17 protein-coding genes and 1 riboswitch are annotated in these 17316 nt (G+C 72.1%); of the genes, 9 read left to right on the top strand and 8 right to left on the bottom strand.

Annotation, left to right across the window (positions count from 1 at the left end; all coding sequences use genetic code 11):
- The first annotated feature begins 241 nt into the window (after window positions 1–241).
- Window positions 242–2239 carry a S9 family peptidase gene (locus M4960_RS19735; protein WP_248704208.1) on the top strand — a complete coding sequence of 666 codons (1998 nt, stop codon included), beginning with the start codon at window positions 242–244 and terminating at the stop codon, window positions 2237–2239.
- Here the strand turns inward: M4960_RS19735 and gcvP are convergent.
- From gcvP to gcvT, 3 genes are read right to left on the bottom strand one after another with little or no spacing between them, the layout of a single operon-like run.
- Window positions 2236–5175, bottom strand: a complete 2940-nt coding sequence (gene gcvP, locus M4960_RS10605; RefSeq protein ID WP_248704209.1) for an aminomethyl-transferring glycine dehydrogenase — start codon at window positions 5173–5175, stop codon at window positions 2236–2238. The two genes, M4960_RS19735 and gcvP, sit on opposite strands and share 4 nt — an antisense overlap.
- Window positions 5172–5549 carry a glycine cleavage system protein GcvH gene (gcvH, locus tag M4960_RS10610; RefSeq protein WP_123938974.1) on the bottom strand — a complete coding sequence of 126 codons (378 nt, stop codon included), beginning with the start codon at window positions 5547–5549 and terminating at the stop codon, window positions 5172–5174. Before gcvH ends, gcvP begins: the two co-directional genes overlap by 4 nt.
- A 4-nt stretch (window positions 5550–5553) precedes the next feature.
- Window positions 5554–6672 (bottom strand): glycine cleavage system aminomethyltransferase GcvT, encoded by a 1119-nt coding sequence (gene gcvT, locus M4960_RS10615; protein WP_123294122.1) that lies wholly within the window; start codon window positions 6670–6672, stop codon window positions 5554–5556.
- Window positions 6673–6721: 49 nt separating this feature from the next.
- Window positions 6722–6827: riboswitch (glycine riboswitch) on the bottom strand.
- 246 nt (window positions 6828–7073) lie between these two features.
- Between gcvT and M4960_RS10620 the strand changes: the two genes are divergently transcribed.
- From M4960_RS10620 to M4960_RS10635, 4 genes are all read left to right on the top strand, one after another.
- A complete protein-coding gene (locus M4960_RS10620; RefSeq protein ID WP_111084962.1) occupies window positions 7074–7448 on the top strand; it encodes a BlaI/MecI/CopY family transcriptional regulator in 375 nt (124 codons plus the stop codon).
- Window positions 7449–7461: 13 nt separating this feature from the next.
- On the top strand, window positions 7462–8199 hold the full coding sequence (locus M4960_RS19740; protein WP_111084961.1) for a M48 family metalloprotease: 738 nt from the start codon (window positions 7462–7464) through the stop codon (window positions 8197–8199).
- Between the two features lie 84 nt (window positions 8200–8283).
- A complete protein-coding gene (locus M4960_RS10630) occupies window positions 8284–8766 on the top strand; it encodes an FBP domain-containing protein (RefSeq protein WP_123673093.1) in 483 nt (160 codons plus the stop codon).
- Window positions 8763–9023, top strand: coding sequence for a hypothetical protein (locus M4960_RS10635; protein WP_123294124.1), 261 nt, complete (start codon window positions 8763–8765; stop codon window positions 9021–9023). Before M4960_RS10630 ends, M4960_RS10635 begins: the two co-directional genes overlap by 4 nt.
- A 40-nt stretch (window positions 9024–9063) precedes the next feature.
- Here the strand turns inward: M4960_RS10635 and M4960_RS10640 are convergent, their stop codons facing one another.
- On the bottom strand, window positions 9064–9948 hold the full coding sequence (locus M4960_RS10640; protein ID WP_248704210.1) for a LysR substrate-binding domain-containing protein: 885 nt from the start codon (window positions 9946–9948) through the stop codon (window positions 9064–9066).
- A 68-nt stretch (window positions 9949–10016) separates the two neighbouring features.
- On the opposite strand from M4960_RS10640, the gene M4960_RS10645 reads away from it, so the two are divergent.
- Both M4960_RS10645 and M4960_RS10650 read left to right on the top strand, forming a co-directional pair.
- Window positions 10017–10505: a GNAT family N-acetyltransferase gene (locus M4960_RS10645; RefSeq protein ID WP_248704211.1), complete on the top strand. Its 489-nt coding sequence runs from the start codon at window positions 10017–10019 to the stop codon at window positions 10503–10505.
- Window positions 10506–10534: 29 nt separating this feature from the next.
- Window positions 10535–10720 carry a hypothetical protein gene (locus M4960_RS10650; RefSeq protein WP_123313312.1) on the top strand — a complete coding sequence of 62 codons (186 nt, stop codon included), beginning with the start codon at window positions 10535–10537 and terminating at the stop codon, window positions 10718–10720.
- 5 nt (window positions 10721–10725) lie between these two features.
- On the opposite strand, the gene M4960_RS10655 is transcribed toward M4960_RS10650, so the two are convergent.
- Window positions 10726–11106: a hypothetical protein gene (locus tag M4960_RS10655; protein WP_248704212.1), complete on the bottom strand. Its 381-nt coding sequence runs from the start codon at window positions 11104–11106 to the stop codon at window positions 10726–10728.
- A 405-nt stretch (window positions 11107–11511) separates the two neighbouring features.
- On the opposite strand from M4960_RS10655, the gene M4960_RS10660 reads away from it, so the two are divergent.
- Window positions 11512–12285: a class I SAM-dependent methyltransferase gene (locus M4960_RS10660; RefSeq protein WP_131845320.1), complete on the top strand. Its 774-nt coding sequence runs from the start codon at window positions 11512–11514 to the stop codon at window positions 12283–12285.
- Between the two features lie 127 nt (window positions 12286–12412).
- Here the strand turns inward: M4960_RS10660 and M4960_RS10665 are convergent, their stop codons facing one another.
- Window positions 12413–13600: a MalY/PatB family protein gene (locus tag M4960_RS10665; protein WP_243648879.1), complete on the bottom strand. Its 1188-nt coding sequence runs from the start codon at window positions 13598–13600 to the stop codon at window positions 12413–12415.
- Window positions 13601–13710: 110 nt separating this feature from the next.
- On the opposite strand from M4960_RS10665, the gene M4960_RS10670 reads away from it, so the two are divergent.
- The gene (locus M4960_RS10670; RefSeq protein ID WP_248704213.1) at window positions 13711–14487 is read left to right on the top strand and encodes an isocitrate lyase/phosphoenolpyruvate mutase family protein; all 777 of its coding nucleotides are present in this window, start codon (window positions 13711–13713) and stop codon (window positions 14485–14487) included.
- Window positions 14488–14628: 141 nt separating this feature from the next.
- Here the strand turns inward: M4960_RS10670 and M4960_RS10675 are convergent, their stop codons facing one another.
- Entirely contained in the window at window positions 14629–16473 is a 1845-nt protein-coding gene (locus tag M4960_RS10675) for an amidase family protein (protein ID WP_248704214.1), read from the bottom strand.
- On the bottom strand, window positions 16470–17297 hold the full coding sequence (locus M4960_RS10680) for a hypothetical protein (RefSeq protein ID WP_248704215.1): 828 nt from the start codon (window positions 17295–17297) through the stop codon (window positions 16470–16472). Before M4960_RS10680 ends, M4960_RS10675 begins: the two co-directional genes overlap by 4 nt.
- Between the last annotated feature and the right edge of the window lie 19 nt (window positions 17298–17316).

The raw sequence follows: 17316 nt of genomic DNA on the forward strand, positions 1-17316 counted from the left end.
CACTGTAGGCAAGGTGGACAGCAGCCTCCAAACCCTGGAGCGAACGGTTACAAGCCGGTAACCAACTTGCACGATCCTTGCGAGAAGATGCAAGATTCGCGCGCTTGCTGAACGCCCTCGCGCTTTTGTTGCATCTGCATGAAACTTGTTGCACTGCGACACAGTTCTGTGCAAGGAAGACCTGTTCCGAGTCCCCCTCAGGACCCGGGCATCCGCGCCGCACCAGCCGTACCGTGAACACGTGCTCGCGAACGACATCCCCCATCTCCACGTCCCCTCCTCCCCCACCGTCAGCGGTGATCCCGGGGACGGCGGAGCGGCCTTCGTCGCCGTCTCGCGTCCGGACCTCGAACAGGACGCGTACCGCAGCACCATCGAGCGCGTGACCGCCGAGGGCGTGGTCCGCTGGACGTCCGGTGACCGCGACTCCTCGCCGGCCCTGTCCCCCGACGGTCGCTCGCTCGCCTTCCTCCGGTCCGTCCAGGACGACCACGGCGTCGCACACCCGCAGCTCGCCGTCGCACCGGTGCACGGCGGCGAGGCCCGCGTCGTCACCGCGCTCCCCCTCGGTGCCGGCGACCCCGTTTGGTCCCCCGACTCGACACGCGTCGCCGTGACCGCACGCTTCCCCGAACCCGGACGCTACGGCTCCGCAGTCCCCGGCGGCGACCGTCGCCCGGCAGCGGCCGCCGAGGCGCCGCGGCTCGTGTCCCGGCTCGACTTCCACGTCGACGGCACGGGGTACCTGCTCGACAAGCCGCAGCAGATCGTGGTCGTCGACGTCACCGACCCGGCAGCGGCACCGGTGGACTCCCCGCTCACGAGTGCGCCCTGCTCGGTCTCCGCACCGGCCTGGTACCCGGACGGCGGCGCGCTCCTCGTCGTCGCCCCGCGAGACCTCGGTGTGCGTGAGAGCCACGACGACGACCTGTACCGCGTCGACGCGTCCGACGGCACGATGGCGCTGGCGGTCCGGACCGAGGGCTCGGTCAGCGCGATCGCGATCGCCCCGGACCGTACCGTCCACTACGTCGGGGCGTCGCACCGCGACGGGCGACTGGTCGGCGAACCCGAAGGGCTGTGGGTCGCGGCGCACGACTCCGAACCGGTCCGACTGACCGCCCGCGAGACGGTCGACGTCGCAGGGATGCCGGTGTTCCACCGCGACGACGTCCTCGTGCAGGTGCTCGACCGCGGCACCGTCACCGTCCGTCGTGTCCCGGCCGGCACGACGGCTCCGCTCCGGCTGGACCAGCTGGGGGTCGTCCTCGGCGGCCGCCTGGTCGTCTCGGGCTTCGACGTCGACGGGGACGTCCTGGTCGCCACGGCTGCCACGACGGACTCGCCCGGCGAGGTGCACGTGGTCGACCTGACCGCGTCCGGCGATGCAGTACCCACGGTGCTCACCGACTACGCGGCCCCGCTCCGGTCCGAGGCATCGGCCCCCGGTGTCCGCCGCATCGAGGAGCTCACCGGCACAGCTCCAGACGGCACCCCGGTGCACGGCTGGGTCGTCCTGCCCGAGGGCGAGGGGCCGCACCCCGTCCTCCGGGTGGTGCACGGCGGACCGTTCGGCCAGGACACCTGGGCGTTCTTCGACGAGGCGCAGGTCTACGCCAGTGCCGGGTACGCCGTCGTCATCGGCAACCCGCGCGGTTCCGGCGGGTACGGCCTCGACCACGGCCGCGCGGTCATCGGGGCGATGGGCACCGTCGACGTCGACGACGTGCTCGCCCTGCTCGACGCAGCGCTCGAGCGCCCCGACCTCGACGCGGCACGCGTCGGCATCATGGGCGGCTCGTACGGCGGGTTCATGACGAGCTGGGTCGCCGCCCACCACGGCGAGCGGTTCGTCGCCGCGTGGAGCGAGCGCGCCGTGAACGCGTGGGACTCGTTCGCGGGCAGCTCCGACATCGGTTGGTACTTCGCCGACGCGTACGTCGGCGCCGACCCGGAAGAGCAGCGTCGCCGCAGCCCGCTGACGTACGCCGCGCAGGTCACGATCCCGTTCATGGTCGCGCACTCGGAAGCGGACTGGCGCTGCCCGATCGAGCAGGGGCAGCGCCAGTTCGTGGCCCTCCGGCGCGCAGGGGCCGACGCATCGTTCCTCGTGTTCCCGGGCGAGGGCCACGAGCTCTCCCGCTCCGGCACGCCGTGGCACCGCGTGCAGCGGTTCGAGCACGTCCTCGCCTGGTGGGCGGAGCACCTGCCCGTCACGCCGGTGGACGCGGGTCGCTAGGCGAACGCCTCCACCGGCGGGCACGCGCACACCAGGTTGCGGTCGCCGTACGCCTGGTCGATCCGGCGCACCGGCGGCCAGTACTTGCGGCCGCTGATGCCCGGCAGCGGGTAGACGGCCTGCTCGCGGGTGTAGGCGTGCTCCCACTCCCCCGAGATCACCGAGGACGCCGTGTGCGGGGCGTGCACGAGCGGGTTGTCGTCCGCCGGCCACTCCCCGCGCTCCACGGCCGAGGCCTCGGCACGGATGGCGAGCATCGCGTCGACGAACCGGTCGAGCTCGGCCAGGTCCTCGCTCTCGGTCGGCTCCACCATCAGGGTGCCGGCGACCGGGAACGACATGGTCGGGGCGTGGAAGCCGTAGTCGACCAGGCGCTTCGCGACGTCGTCGACGGTGATGCCGGTGGTGTCGCGCAACGGCCGCAGGTCGAGGATGCACTCGTGTGCCACGAGGCCGTCCTCGCCCGTGTAGAGCACCGGGAACGCGTCGCGCAGGCGGGCCGCGATGTAGTTCGCCCCGAGCACGGCTGCTTCGGTCGCACGGGTGAGGCCCTCGAGCCCCATCATCCGGACGTAGGTCCACGTGATGGGCAGGATGCTCGGGCTGCCGTACGGTGCCGCGCTGACCGGGCCGCCGGCGTGCGCCAGGCGGTCGTCGGCCTCGGCCGCGGTCGAACCGGGCCGTCGGTCGGCTTGCTGCGCGAACGGGTGCCCCGGCAGGTACGGCGCCAGGTGCGCCTTCGCCGCGACCGGACCGACACCGGGTCCGCCGCCGCCGTGCGGGATGCAGAAGGTCTTGTGCAGGTTGAGGTGCGAGACGTCGCCGCCGAAGTCGCCGAAGCGGGCGTGGCCGAGCAGGGCGTTGAGGTTCGCGCCGTCGACGTAGACCTGCCCGCCGGCGTCGTGCACGGCGTCGCAGATCTCGCGGATGTCGTGCTCGTACACGCCGTGGGTCGATGGGTACGTGATCATCAGCGCCGCGAGGGTGTCGGCGTGCTGTTCCGTCTTCGCGCGGAGGTCAGCGAGGTCGACGTTGCCGTTCTCGTCGCAGGCGACCACGACGACCTTCATGCCGGCGAGCACCGCGGACGCGGCGTTCGTACCGTGCGCGCTCGACGGGATGAGGCAGACGGTGCGCTCGGTGTCGCCGTTCGCCAGGTGGTACCCGCGGATCGCGAGGAGTCCGGCGAGCTCACCCTGGCTGCCGGCGTTCGGCTGCAGGGACACGGTGTCGTACCCGGTGACCTCGGCCAGCCAGGACTCCAGGTCACCGATCATGTCGAGGTAGCCCTCGACGTCGCCGCGCGGCGCGAACGGGTGGATGTTCGCGAACTCCGGCCACGTCACCGCGGCCATCTCGGTCGCCGCGTTGAGCTTCATCGTGCAGCTGCCGAGCGGGATCATGCCCCGGTCGAGCGCGTAGTCCTTGTCCGCCAGGTGCTTCAGGTACCGCATCATGCGGGTCTCGCTGCGGTGTGCGCTGAAGACCGGGTGCGTCAGGTACTCGCTCTCGCGCAGCAGACCGGCCGGGAGGCCCGTGGCCGCGTCCCGCACGGCCGCCTCGGTCGCCGGGACGGTCACGTCCACCGCCCCGAACACGCCCGCCAGTCGGGTGACGTCGTCGGGCGTGGTCGTCTCGTCGACGGAGAGCTGGAACACGTCCTCGTCCACCTGGTGCAGCAGGAAGTCGGCGTCCTGCGCTGCGCTGACGATCGCCCCGGCGCGACCGGTGGCCCGCAGGGTGAGCGTGTCGAAGAACGCGTCGTGCACGACCTCGAGCCCGGCGTCACGGGCGACCGCGGCGAGCGCCGACGTCGTCCGGGCGACCCGGTTCGCGATGAAGCGCAGCCCCTCGGGCCCGTGGTAGACGGCGTACATCGAGGCCATCACGGCGAGCAGGACCTGCGCGGTGCAGATGTTGCTCGTCGCCTTCTCGCGGCGGATGTGCTGCTCGCGGGTCTGCAGGCTGAGGCGGTAGGCCATCGCACCGTCGGCGTCGAAGGACACCCCGACCAGGCGACCGGGCAGCTGGCGTTCGAGACCGGCACGGACGGCGAGGTACCCGGCGTGCGGGCCGCCGAAGCCGAGCGGGACGCCGAAGCGCTGGCTCGTGCCCACGGCGACGTCGGCACCCAGGTCACCGGGGCTGGCGAGCAGGGTCATGGCGAGCAGGTCGGCCGCGACGACGGCGATGCCGCCGCCGGCGTGGACGCGCTCGATGATCGACGACGGGTCGACGATCCGACCGGAGGCACCGGGGTACTGCACGATCACGCCGAAGGCCCCGTCGAGCTGGGCGTCGGTCGGCCCGGTGACAGGGTCGAACGCACGCAGCGTGATACCGACGGCGTCGGCGCGGTGGTCGAGCAGCGCGCGGGTCTGCGGCAGCAGGTCGTCGTCGACCAGGAACGCGTCGCCCTTGACCTTGGACGCGCGGCGGGCGAGGAGCATGCCCTCGACCACGGCGGTACCCTCGTCGAGCATCGAGGCGCCGGCGGTGGCCATGCCCGTCAGGTCGGAGACCATCGTCTGGAAGTTGATGAGCGCCTCGAGCCGGCCCTGCGAGATCTCCGGCTGGTACGGCGTGTAGGCCGTGTACCAGCTCGGGTTCTCGAGCACGTTCCGCTGGATCACGGCGGGGGTGTGGGTGCCGTGGTAGCCGAGGCCGATCATGGCCCGGCGGACGGTGTTGCGCCCGGCCTTGGCGCGGAGTTCGGCGAGCGCCTCGGTCTCGCCGACGGCGGCGGGGATCACCGAGTCGGTGACGGGTGCTGCGTGGATCGACTCCGGGATCGCGGCGCGGACCAGGGCGTCGAGCGACGGCCGGCCGACGGTGTCGAGCATCGTCTGCTGGTCGGCCGGAGTGGTGCCGATGTGGCGGTCGGCGAACGAGGTCTGCAGGTTCTGGAACCCCCGCTGGTCGTCGGGGCCGGTCATGCGATGGACGCCCGGTACGTGTCGTGGTCCATCAGGTCCTCGGGGAACGAGGTGCCGTCGACCTTGATCTTGACGAGCCAGCCGGTGCCGAACGGGTCCTGGTTGACGGTGTCGGGGGCATCGACCACGGCGTCGTTGACCGCGACGACCTCGCCCTCGATCGGCGCGAAGAGTTCACCGACGCTCTTGGTGGACTCGATCTCGCCGATCTGCTCGCCCGCGGTGGTGGCGGTGCCGACGGCGGGGAGCTCGACGTAGACGACGTCACCGAGCTGCTCGGCGGCGTGGTCGGTGATGCCGACGGTGACGGTGTCGCCCTCGACGAGGAGCCACTCGTGGTCGGCGGTGTACTGGAGTGCGGTCTGGTCGCTCACGGGATCAGCCTTTCTGAGGACGGCGGTAGAAGGGGAACGCGGTGACGGTGCTGGGGATGGCCGTTCCGCGGACGTCGATGTGCAGGACTTGTCCCTCGGTGGCGAGCGCCGGGTCCACGAAGGCCATCGCGACCGGGTGGCCGAGCGTCGGCGAGAGGGCTCCCGAGGTGACGGTGCCGACGACCGCGCCGTCGTGGACCACGTCGTAGCCGGCACGCGGGGCGCGGCGGCCCTCGGTGACGAGCCCGACGAGCACGCGGGCGTCGTCCGACGGCGCGACCCCGGCAGCGCCGACGAAGTCACCGCTCTTGGCGACCACGCGGCCGAGGCCTGCCTGGGCGGGGCGCACGTCGGTGCCGAGCTCGTGCCCGTACAGGGGCATGCCGGCCTCGAGCCGCAGGGTGTCGCGCGCCGCGAGCCCGGCGGGGACGACACCGCGGTCGGCGCCGGCCTCGAGCAGCGCGTCCCAGATCGCCGGGGCGACCTCGGGTGCGCTGTACAGCTCGAAGCCGTCCTCGCCGGTGTACCCGGTGCGGGCGACGAGCACCTCGGAGCCGTCGAACACGGCGTGCAGGGCGCGGTAGTAGCCGAGGTCGTCGAGGGGGCTCTCCGGCTGCAGGCGGTCGGCGACGACGAGGGCGTCGAGCGTGCCGGCGGCCGCGGGGCCCTGGATCGCGACGAGTGCGGTGCTGTCCGAGTCGTCCGACACCGCGACGTCGAAGCCGTCGGTGCGCGCGGACAGTGCGGCGACGGCGACCTCGCGGTTCGAGGCGTTCGCGACGACGAGGAACACGTCGTCGTCGGTGCGGTACACGACGAGGTCGTCGAGGATCCCGCCGTCCTCAGCGAGCAGCAGGGAGTACTTCGCGCGGCCGAGCGGCATCGCGCCGAAGGAGCCGGCGAGCGCGTGGTCGAGGAACGCGACGGCGTCCGGACCGGTGACGCCGATCTCGGCCATGTGCGACAGGTCGAAGACCCCGGCCGACTGGCGCACGGCGTGGTGCTCGGCGAGGTCGGACGAGTACCGCACGGGCATGCGGTACCCGGCGAAGTCGGTGAAGGTCGCACCGGCGGCTTCGTGCGCGGGTTCGAGCGGGGACGAACGCAGTGGCGTCGGACTCATGGCGGAGTTCTCCTGGCATCAGCAGGGCCCGGCGACGATCGCCGGGTGGAACTCCCCCTCTGTCATGGGCCTGAGAGTTTCACCGCGGCCCGTGAGGTCCGGCGGCTTTCACCGTGGGCGAGACGACTGAGCGTCTGCTTTTCAGAGTGGCCTGTCCGCTGCGGTGTGGGACCTGAGAGATTGACGGGGGGATTGCTCCTTCGGTGCCGTGCGTGCGCCCGAGGGCACGATGCGCCCGAGGGCACGATGCGCCCGTGGGCACGATGTACCCGTTGGCACTGCACGGCGTCTCCCGCGACGGATGAGCGGCCGGTGTGTTCAGTTGTCCGCGCTGAGCATACCGAGACCGCGTTACGAACGTGTGTCGCGTGCCGGCCTTCGACATCTCGTAGAATGCGGGGATGGCCGGACAGCGATCACGCCCCAGGGGGCAGCTCGAGCAAGCGGTGCTCGACGCGCTCCGCTCCGTGACCGACGGCCTCACCGCACGACAGGTGCTCGATGCCTTCCCGGAGCCCCGGCCGGCGCTGACCACCGTGCTCACCGTCCTCGACCGGCTCGGCCGCAAGGGCCAGGTGGAGCGGCAGGAGCACGACGACGCCCCGCTGAGCTTCCGTGCCGTGCACAGCCGCGACGAACAGACCGCGTCCCTCATGTCGAGTGCGCTCGCCGCCTCGGCCGACCGTGAAGCAGCGTTGCTGCAGTTCACCGGCTCGCTCGCCTCCGACGACCTCGAGGCCCTGCGCCGCGCCCTCGACGCCCGCGCACGTTCCTGACCGGGGTCGCTCCGTGGTCGTCGCCGGCATCGCGCTCATCGTCCTCGCCCTGCTGGTGGTCGTGTTCGCCCCGAGGGTGCTGACCCGGTCCGCCTGGACCATCGACCGCCCGCGCACCGCCCTGGTCTGCTGGTCGCTCGCGGTGCTGCTCGGCGTCGTCGGGTTCGTCGCCGGCATCGCCCTCGTCGTGCTCGCCGACCGCCCGCTCACCGAACTCCTCGGCGGTGACGGCTCCCCCACGCACGGCTTCAACGTCGGCGTCGCACTGCTCGCGGTCATCGCGTTCGTCGTCGCCGTCCGCGTCCGGCCCGGACCCGAGCACGAGGCCGTCCGCCAGGCCATGCGCTCCGGCGTCGCGCCGCACCGCGAGATCGACGGCACCCCGGTGGCCGTCGTCGACGCGGACCACGCCCTGGCCTGCGCCGTGCCCGGGCGGAGCGGCGGTGTGCTGGTCAGCACCGGCTTGGCAGACCGGTTGCGGACGGACGAACTGGAGGCGGTGGTCGCCCACGAGCGCGCCCACCTGACCCAGCACCACGCGGCTGCGGTCGCGGTCGCCGAATCGATCGAACGTGCGGTCCCGTGGGTGCCCGGTGCGCGCGCCATGGCGCGCTCGACGCGCGTCCTGGTGGAGTTCGCCGCCGACGACGCCGCAGCCCGACGTGTCGGACGCGACGCCCTGCGCCGGGCCGTCCTGGTGGCGGACGAGAGCAGCGCGCTCGGGGCGATCCGCGCCTCCCGTCTGTCCTGACGGGGCGATCCGAGACCGCACCGTCGCCCGAACGTCTGTCCTGAGCGAGCACGTGTCGGAGGCGAGGCATATGGTGATCGGACCGTGAAGCCACTGACCGAAGCCGACATCCGATCCTCGTTCGTCAACGCCACCCCCGACGAGCTCGAGCAGCTGCCGATCCCTGGCCTGCACGAGATGCTCTGGGACGAGCGCGAGTTCCTGGGCTGGCGCGACCCGCAGGCCGCCCGCCGCGGGTACATCGTGTCCTGGATCGACGACCGCCCCGTGGGCATCATCGTGCGGTCCGCGGGCGGATCCCTGCGCGCCGGCATCGCCGCGATGTGCTCGTTCTGCCACTCCCCCCAGCCGGCGACGCAGGTGCGGCTGTTCTCGGCACCCCGTGCGGGCGAGGCCGGGCGCAACGGCAACACGATCGGCACCTACATCTGCGAGGACCTCGGGTGCTCCATGCTCATCCGCACCGCTCCCCCGCACCTCAACCCGCCGGCGACGATCGCGATGCGCGGTGCCTCGCTGCTGCAGCGCGTGCAGAACTTCACCGCGGACATCATGAAGTCGGCGTGAGCCGCTTCGGCACCGCCCGCTGGGCCGTGGTCGAGGAACTCGGCGACGGCCGTTGGCGCCTCACCCTGCGCGACGAGGCCGACGACGAACTCGGTGCGTTCGGCCTCGGGGTCGAGGGTCCGTGGGACCCGGACGTCGAGCCCCACGTCGGGTTCGTGCTCGTGCAGCTCGGGCTGACCCTGCGGGGTGCACGGCCGTGGCACGTCGACGAGCTCGGCGACCACCGGGCGCCCGTGCTCGCGCTCGCGCTCGGCTGAGCGAAGCGCTTCCAGCCGGGCGTCGCTCAGTCGGCGTCGCTCAGTCGGCTTCGACGAAGTTGCGCAGGATCTCGCGGTCGTCGTCGGCGCGCATCGCCCATGACAGCTCGCTGCGGTGATCGCTGTCGGTCAGCGGCAGCAGCACGACGGTGTCCGGTGCGGCGAGCGCGGCACTCTCCGGAGCGACGGTCACGCCGAGTCCCGCGCCCACCAGGTGCAGGACGGTGGCCCAGGTCGTGGCCTCCTGCACGACCGCGGGCCGTCGGCCACCGGCGGTGACCGGGGCGAGGTTCCGCTCGGTCGCGAGCGAACCGGCCACGGCGGGGAAGAACACGAACGGCTCGTCCACGAGCTCGGTGCCGCGGATCGCCGCACGGCCCGCGAGCCGGTGTCCGCGTGGGACCGCCGCGACGAACGCCTCGGTCCGGAACGGCAGCAGCCGCACGGCGGGATCCGGATCCGGGTCGCGCACGACGGCCAGGTCGAGCTCGCCCCGCACGATCCGGGCGAGGAGCGTCGACGAGTAGCCCTCGGTCAGGTCCACACGGACCAGCGGGTACCGCTCGCGGAACGCCTGCACCCGCTCGATCGGCCCGAGGGGCAGCGCGGAGACGACGAACCCGACGTCGAGCCGGCCGGCCTCACCTCGACCGACCCGGACCGTCTCGTCGAGGTCACGGCGCACCTGCCCTAGCAACGACCGCGCACGTCCCTGCAGCACCTGGCCGGCGGCGGTGAGGGCGACGCTGCGGCTCGTCCGGACGAACAGGTCGACGCCGAGTTCGCGCTCGGTGCGGCGGATCTGCTGGGACAGCGCCGGCTGCGCGATGCGGAGGCGCCCGGCCGCGCGCCCGAAGTGCAGTTCGTCGGCCACGGCGAGGAACGCGCGGAGCTGGCGGAGGTCGACGTCCGGATCCCGATCCATGCACGCAGCCTATCGATCGACGCGAACGAGTATTGGACGTGACCTCATCCGGGTCGGAGGATGGAGCCATGCCCGAAGCGACCTCCACCGTCACCATCGCCGACCTCGCCACCCCCGCTGACGCCGAGGCGTTCCGCGTCCTCAACGAGGCCTGGATCACGCAGTTCTTCGCGCTCGAGGACGAGGACCGCAAGTTCCTCGGCGACCCCGTCGGTCACGTCGTCGAGCCCGGCGGCGCCGTCTTCGTCGCGCGACTCGACGACCAGGTGATCGGGTGCATCGGCATCGTGCCGACGACCCCTGGGGTGTTCGAGCTCGTGAAGATGGCCGTCGCGCCCGGTCACCAGGGGCACGGCACCGGTCGGAAGCTCATCGCCGCTGCACTCGACCGCGCCCGGGAGCTCGGCGCGCAGCGGATCGACCTCGAGAGCAACGCACAGCTGGCCAGCGCCGTGCACCTGTACGAGGCGTTCGGCTTCCGGCACCTGCGCGGCGACGAGCTGGTGCCGAGCCCCTACGTCCGCGCCGACGTGCACATGACACTCGAACTTCGCTGAAGACAGCGCCGTTTCGGTACGCTCGCGGCATGGCGACGTACGAGGTGCAGGCGGTCCGTGAGCGCGGCGCGTGGCAGGTGTTCATCGACGGCTTCATGGTGACCGAGGTGGACCGCTGGCCGGCCGTCGGCTTCGTCGCCCGCGAGATCCTGGCGATGGACCGCACCGACGACCTGCAGATCCGTGTCGTCGGGCGCAACCAGTACATCGACTGACCCGGTCAGCGAGCGGCGGCGACCAACTGCTGTGCTCGCTGGTGCGACACGTGGAGCAGCGGTCCGATCTCACGCACCGTGAGCCCGGACTCGTGCAGCACCAGCGCCGCAGCGGCCGTCTCCTTCGCCGCTTCGATGCGCGCTCGCTCGGATTCCTCGCGGAGCGCCACCGCGCGGTCCAGGTGCGCCTGTGCCGCTTCGGGCAACGACACCTCGACGACGAGCTCGAAGGACTCCGGATCGCGGTCGTCGTTCATCAACGAGAGCCAGTCACGGGCCATGAGCTCGATCTCACGCTCGCGCTTCGCCTGGGTCCGGATGACCCCGTCGATCCAGATCACCCAGTACTTCTTGCCGCGCTCAGCTCGCACCGTGTGTCGGCTCATCGTCGCCCATCTCCTTCTCGGTCGCAGTCACGGAGGATGCCGCGCGCCGTCATCTCCTCCACCTCTCGGTGCCTCGGGACGACGATCGTGTTCCGACCGAAGCGGAACAGGTCGTGACTCCCGCCGTGACGGTGGAACACGAACGCGACATCGTTCTCGTCAGCCTTCCGAGCGAGCCGGCGAAGCAACTCCGTGCGCTTCACCGTAGTTCGCCAACCAGGACTAGGCAAGTCTGCCTATCGCGGCTGGACAAGGACGGCTCGTATGTCTGCATCCACCGACCGTGGCGGCCCGCGGAGTGCGATCCGGGAGCGCCGTGGTGATCTGTGGACAGGCTGCAGCCGGGGCATGCTGTGGAGGAACAGCGGTTGGCACTCGCACCGGCGAGACGCCACCATGGACGGCATGCGCACCACGTTCGACGACCTGATCGCGATCGGCGAAGCCGCCGACGTCACCGGCTGGGACTTCTCGTGGCTCGACGGCCGTGCCACCGAGGAACGCCCGCCGTGGGGCTACGCGAAGATGCTCGGCGAGCGACTCGGTCGCCTCGCCGGGGTCTCCGGCACCGCGAGCCTCGACGTGCAGACCGGCGGTGGCGAGGTCCTCGCCGAGGCGCCGGCGTTCCCGGCCACCGCGGTGGCGACGGAGTCCTGGGCACCGAACATCGCCACCGCCACACGACTCCTGCACCCACGCGGCGTGGTCGTCGTCGCCGATCCGGACGAGCCGCCGCTGCCCTTCGCCGACGGCGCCTTCGACCTCGTGACGAGCCGGCACCCCGCTGCGATCCACTGGGACGAGATCGCCCGGGTCCTTGCTCCCGGCGGCACGTACTTCGCCCAGCACGTCGGCCCGGCGAGCGTCTTCGAGCTGATCGAGTTCTTCCTCGGCCCGAAGCCCGTCGAGCGGCGCGGACGGCACCACGACGACGAGGCCGACGCAGCACGCGCCGCCGGACTCGAGGTCGTCGAGCTGCGGACGGCGCGGACCCGGATCGAGATCCACGACGTCGCCGCGGTCGTCTACCTGCTCCGCAAGGTGATCTGGTGGGTGCCGGACTTCACCGTCGAGCGGTACCGCGACCGCCTGCTCGACCTGCACGAGCTGATCCAGCGGGACGGACCGTTCGTGGCGCACTCGACGCGCCACCTCATCGAAGCGCGCCGACCCGCCTGAGCCGACCCGGGCCTCCTGGCCGCTGCGTCCCGCTCGAGTGAGCAGAAGACGTCGAGTGCGCGCTGCCGACCCGACGTCTTGTGCTCACTCGATGCTGCACAGGCGGCAAACCACGCCGTTCCACCGCTCACGCGACGTGCCAGACCAGCCCCTCCTGCGCACTCGACGGGTACGCCGAGGCGATGCGGAACACGGCTTCGCGCAGCGTCTCCGGTGAGCACGCCAGGTTGAGGCGGACGAACCCGCGCCCCTCGCTCCCGAACCCGAGCCCGGAGTTCAGCGCGACGTAGGCGTTCTCACGCAGCGGCACGGCCGGGTCGTCGCCGAGCCCGATCCCGCGGAAGTCGAGCCACGCCAGGTACCCGGCTCGGGGCCGCGTGTAGACGACACCGGGCAGGTGCTCGGCGAGGAGCTTCGCGAGCAGCCGGTCGTTGGCCACGATCCGGGACACCACGTCGTCGAGCCAGGTGGTCCCGACGGTGAACGCGGCGAGGTTCGCGTGCAGCCCGAGGATGCTCGTGCGGCAGGCGACCTCTTCCCACAGGGTGTCGAGGAGTGCGGCGGTCCGGTCGTCACCGGCGACGATGATCGAGCACTTCACGCCCGCGAGGTTCCAGCCCTTGCTCGCCGAGGTCACGCAGACGCTGCGGGCTCCGACGGGCTCGGCGACGGCCGCGAACGGGGTGAACTGCACGCCGGGGTGGGTCAGGGGTGCGTGGATCTCGTCGCTGATGACGAGGACGTCGTACTTCGCCGCGAGTTCGGCGATCGCGAGCAGGTCGGCGCGGTCGTGCACGAGGCCCACGGGGTTGTGCGGGTTGCAGAGCAGGAAGACGCCGACCCCGCTGGCGAACGCCCGCTCGAGTCCCTCGAGGTCGAGTCGGTACTGCCCCCACTGCTCGAGCAGCGGGACCTCTTCCACCTGACATCGGGCCTCGTCGACGAGCTCGAAGAACGGCGGGTACACCGGCGGCGTGATCGCGACGCGACCGCCGTCGGGCAGCGCGAGCCGCAGCGACTCGACGATGCCGACGCTGACGTCGGTGGCCAGGTGGATGCGCGACGGATCGATCTCCCAGCCCCAGCGGTCGAGCGCGAACTGCGCGAACGCGGGCGCGAGCGGCCCGGGTCCGTCGAGGTAGCCGAGGTCGGACTGCGACACGCGCTCGATCAGGGCCTGCCGGATCTCCGGCGCGACGTCGTGGTCCATCTCGGCGACGAACAGGGGCAGCACGTCGGGCGCGTACCGCGTCCACTTGATGCTCGTACGGACCCCGCGGAGCGTGCCGACCGGGTCCTGCTCGTCGCTCGCCATGCGTCCCAGCATGCACCGACCGGGAGGCCCGGCGCGAGCCCGCCTGTCATCCAGCGTCGTCTTCCGCGCACCCTGGGACGCGGGGCGTCGCCCCGCCTACTGTCGGTCCCATGAGCACGAGCACCGCCGACAAGGCCACCACCCTCAAGCAGCTGCACGAAGCCCCGGAGATCCTCCGCGTCGTGAACGTGTGGGACGCGATCACCGCGAAGGTCGTCAGCGACCTGCCCGGCACGAAGGCGATCGCCACCGCCGGGCACTCGATCGCCGCGTCGTACGGGTACGAGGACGGCGGGATGCCCCTCGACCTCGCGCTGTCGGGTGCCGCGATCGTGGCCGCCGCGACCGACCTGCCGGTCACCGCGGACCTGGACGACGGCTACGAGGACCCGGCCGAGACCATCCGCCGCGCGATCGGCTCGGGCATCGTCGGCGCCAACGTCGAGGACCGCCTGCGTCCCTTCGACGAGGCCGTCGCCCGGGTCGCCGCGATCACGGCCGCTGCCCAGGCCGAGGGCGTCGACTTCCAGTTGAACGCCCGCACGGATGCGATCGCCCGCGGCGGCGACCGTCCGATCGACGAGAGCATCGCGGACGCCATCGCACGTGGCAAGGCGTTCCTCGACAACGGCGCCGCGCTCGTCTTCGTGCCCGGCGCGATCCAGCGCGACGTCGTGGAGCAGCTCGTCGCGGGCCTCGGCCGCGGCACGCTGTCGGTCATCGGCCTGCCGGGAGCCCTGCCCGCCGCCGAGTACGAGGCGCTCGGCGTGGCCCGCATCTCCTACGGTCCGCTCACGCAGCGCGTCGCGCTGCGCGCGCTCCGCGACCTGGCGACCGACCTGTACGCCGACGGCGTCGTGCCGGAGGACACCCCGACCCTGAACTGACGGAACAGGCGGACGGGAGGCCCGTGGCGGTGTCGCCCCCTCCCTCGCAGGCTCGGTCGGCGCGCCCCGCGCAACGCTTCGCGTTGCCGCTGAGCGGGGCGAGCCCGTCCGTCCTGCGGTCGCGATCGCGACCCGCTCAGCTCAGCCGAGCGCCGGGTACAGCGCGGGCGTGGTGCGCGCCGTCGTCTCCTGCTCGAAGGCGTAGCCGAGGCCGATCAGCGTGCTCTCGTCGAACGAGCGGCCGAGGAACTCGAGGTTCACGCCGGCGCCGGTGATCGTGCCGTCGGCCGCGGTCGCCTGCCCCATCGGGACGGTGATCGCCGGCATGCCGGTGTTCGGGCTCAGACGCATGTTCGTCGACTGCGTGCCGTAGGGCGTGCCCGACGGGTAGATGAGCGAGTCGAGGTCCTGGTCGTCGAGCATCTGCGTGACGAGCTGCTTGCCGGTGGCGAGCTGCGTCGTGTGCGACCCCGTCGGCCCGGCCCACGCCTGGTACTGCGCGTCGGTGATCAGGTCGCGGGACTCGTAGGTCGACTTGCGGCTCGGCACGTACTCGCCCGAGGCAAGGATGCCCTGCAGCGACCGGGCGGTCACGTCGGGGTCGAGGTGCTTCGCGACGTACTCGTCCAGGTCGTGCTTGAACTCGTTCGTGCTGCCGCTGCCCTCGGACAGGACCCGGTTGAAGGCCGTCGTCGCGGTGATCGGGACGACGGTCGCCCCAGCGGCCTCGAGCTTCGCGACGGACGCGTCGAACAGTCGCTTGGCCGTGGCGTTCGTGCCGACCATGCTCGTGACGTAACCGATGCGGGCGCCGTCGAGCGAGTCCGCGTCGAGCGAGGACGTGTACGAGGTCGGCACCTTGCCGGACTGCGCGCTCGTGACGGGGTCGGCCGCGTCCACGCCGGTCACGGCGTCGAGCGCGACGGCTGCGTCGGTCACCGACCGGGCGATGGGCCCGCCGGTGTCCTGCGACAGTGCGAGTGGGATGATGCCGTCGCGGCTGGCCAGACCGACCGTCGGGCGGATGCCGACGAGCTGGTTGTACGTCGACGGGATGCGGATCGAGCCACCGGTGTCCGTGCCGAACCCGATGCCGGCGAGGTTCGCCGCGATCGCCGCACCGGTCCCACCGCTGGAGCCACCGGCGGTCTGCGCCGTGTTGTACGGGCTGGCGACCAGGAGGGACGAACCGGCGGGCTGGTTCGACGAGAACTCGGACACGAAGCCGTAGGCGAACTCGTCGAGGCTGGCCTTGGCGAGGATCACCGCACCGGCACCGCGCAGTCCGGCGACCATGGTGGCGTCGGTGTCGGTCTGGTTGTCGTCCCAGCAGCCGCAGCCGCCCGTGGTCGGCATGTCCTTGGTGTCGTAGTTGTCCTTCACCGCGATCGGCACGCCCAGCAGCATGCTCGTCATGCCGTGCTCGGCACGCTCGGTGTCCGCCGTCTTCGCGGCGGCGAGGGCCTCGGCGTTCGTCGTGACGATCGAGTTGAGCGCACGGCCGGTCGACGCGGAGTCGACCTTCGTGCGGTCGTACGCGGCGATGCGGTCGAGGTAGTCCTGCGTGATGGCGACCGAGGTGGTGACCCCGGCGTTCATCGCAGCCTGCATGTCGATGCTGGACGCCTCGACGAGCGTGAACGGGCCGTCGTCGTAGATCATCCGCTGGGACAGCGCCGCGATGTCCGAGACGGTGATCGTGCCGTCGGCGTCGGTGTCCGCGGCGCTGACCGTCGCCCAGTCACCGCTGGCGCTCGTGGCCCCGAGGTGCTCGGTGAGCACCGCGAGGTCGGCCTTCGTGACCTGGTCGTCGCCGGTCAGGTCGAGGTCCGTGTAGTACGGCGCGAGCATCGCGGCGGGGCTGGCGTCCACGGCTGCCGGTGCTGCTGCGGCCGTGACCGCGGGGGTCGCGGCGAGGACGGTGCCGACGAGGGCGATGAGCGAGGCGCCGGCGACGGCCATGCGCTTCCGGCTGGTGGCGGTCATTCTGCTGCTCCGGTGCGCTCGCGGCGGGCGCGGCGCGCACGCAGGGTGATCAGGGTCCCGCCAGCGGCGAGGAGGGCCAGCGACGCGGCGATCCACGGGGCGACGTCGGCGCCGGTCCAGGCGAGTTCGCCGCCGGTCGGACGGTCACCACCGGCTGCGGCCACGGCGGTGGCGCCGCTGGTCGGGCCGGAGGGGTCGCTCGGGCCGGCGGTGGTCGTCGGGTCGGGGTCGCCGGCGCCGGCGCCCGGGTCGGCCGTGGCGGTGGCGCCCGGGGTGGGCGTGGCCGTCGGGGTGGGCGTCGGGGTGGCCGTCGCCGCTGCAGCGATCGAGATCGAGGTGCTCGCCGGGTCGGTGAGCGTCGTCGAGGTGCCGTCGGAGCCGACGAGCGTGATGCTCGTGACCGCCAGGTCGACGCTGCCCGGTGCGGTCGGCGTCAGGCCGATCGAGGCAGCGAGGTCGCCGTCGAGCGCCGGGGACGTCCCGAGCCGGGTGTGCACGATCGTCAGGGCGTCGCCGTCCTGCTCGACGCTGTCGAAGCCGCCGTCGGGACCGGTGACGCTGTCCTCCACGTACGAGACGGAGTCCGCGTCGGCGTCGAGGGTGATCTCGTAGGCGTAGACGTCGGTCGTCGCCGGGATCGTCAGGTCGACGTCGAAGGCGGTGCCGACGGTCGCGGTGGCGGGGGCGTCGATGGTCGCGGTCGTCGCGGTCGGTGCTGCCTGGGCCGGCGAGGCGGTCAGGGCGGCGAGGCCGATCGCCCCGGCGGCGACGAGTGTCGAGGACACGATCGTCGCGCGGGGGCGCAGCCGGAGGCGGTGCTGCATGGGTGCAGGTCCTTCGGGA

Origin of the sequence: Curtobacterium sp. MWU13-2055, assembly GCF_023242305.1 — a bacterium.
Lineage (GTDB): Bacteria > Actinomycetota > Actinomycetes > Actinomycetales > Microbacteriaceae > Curtobacterium.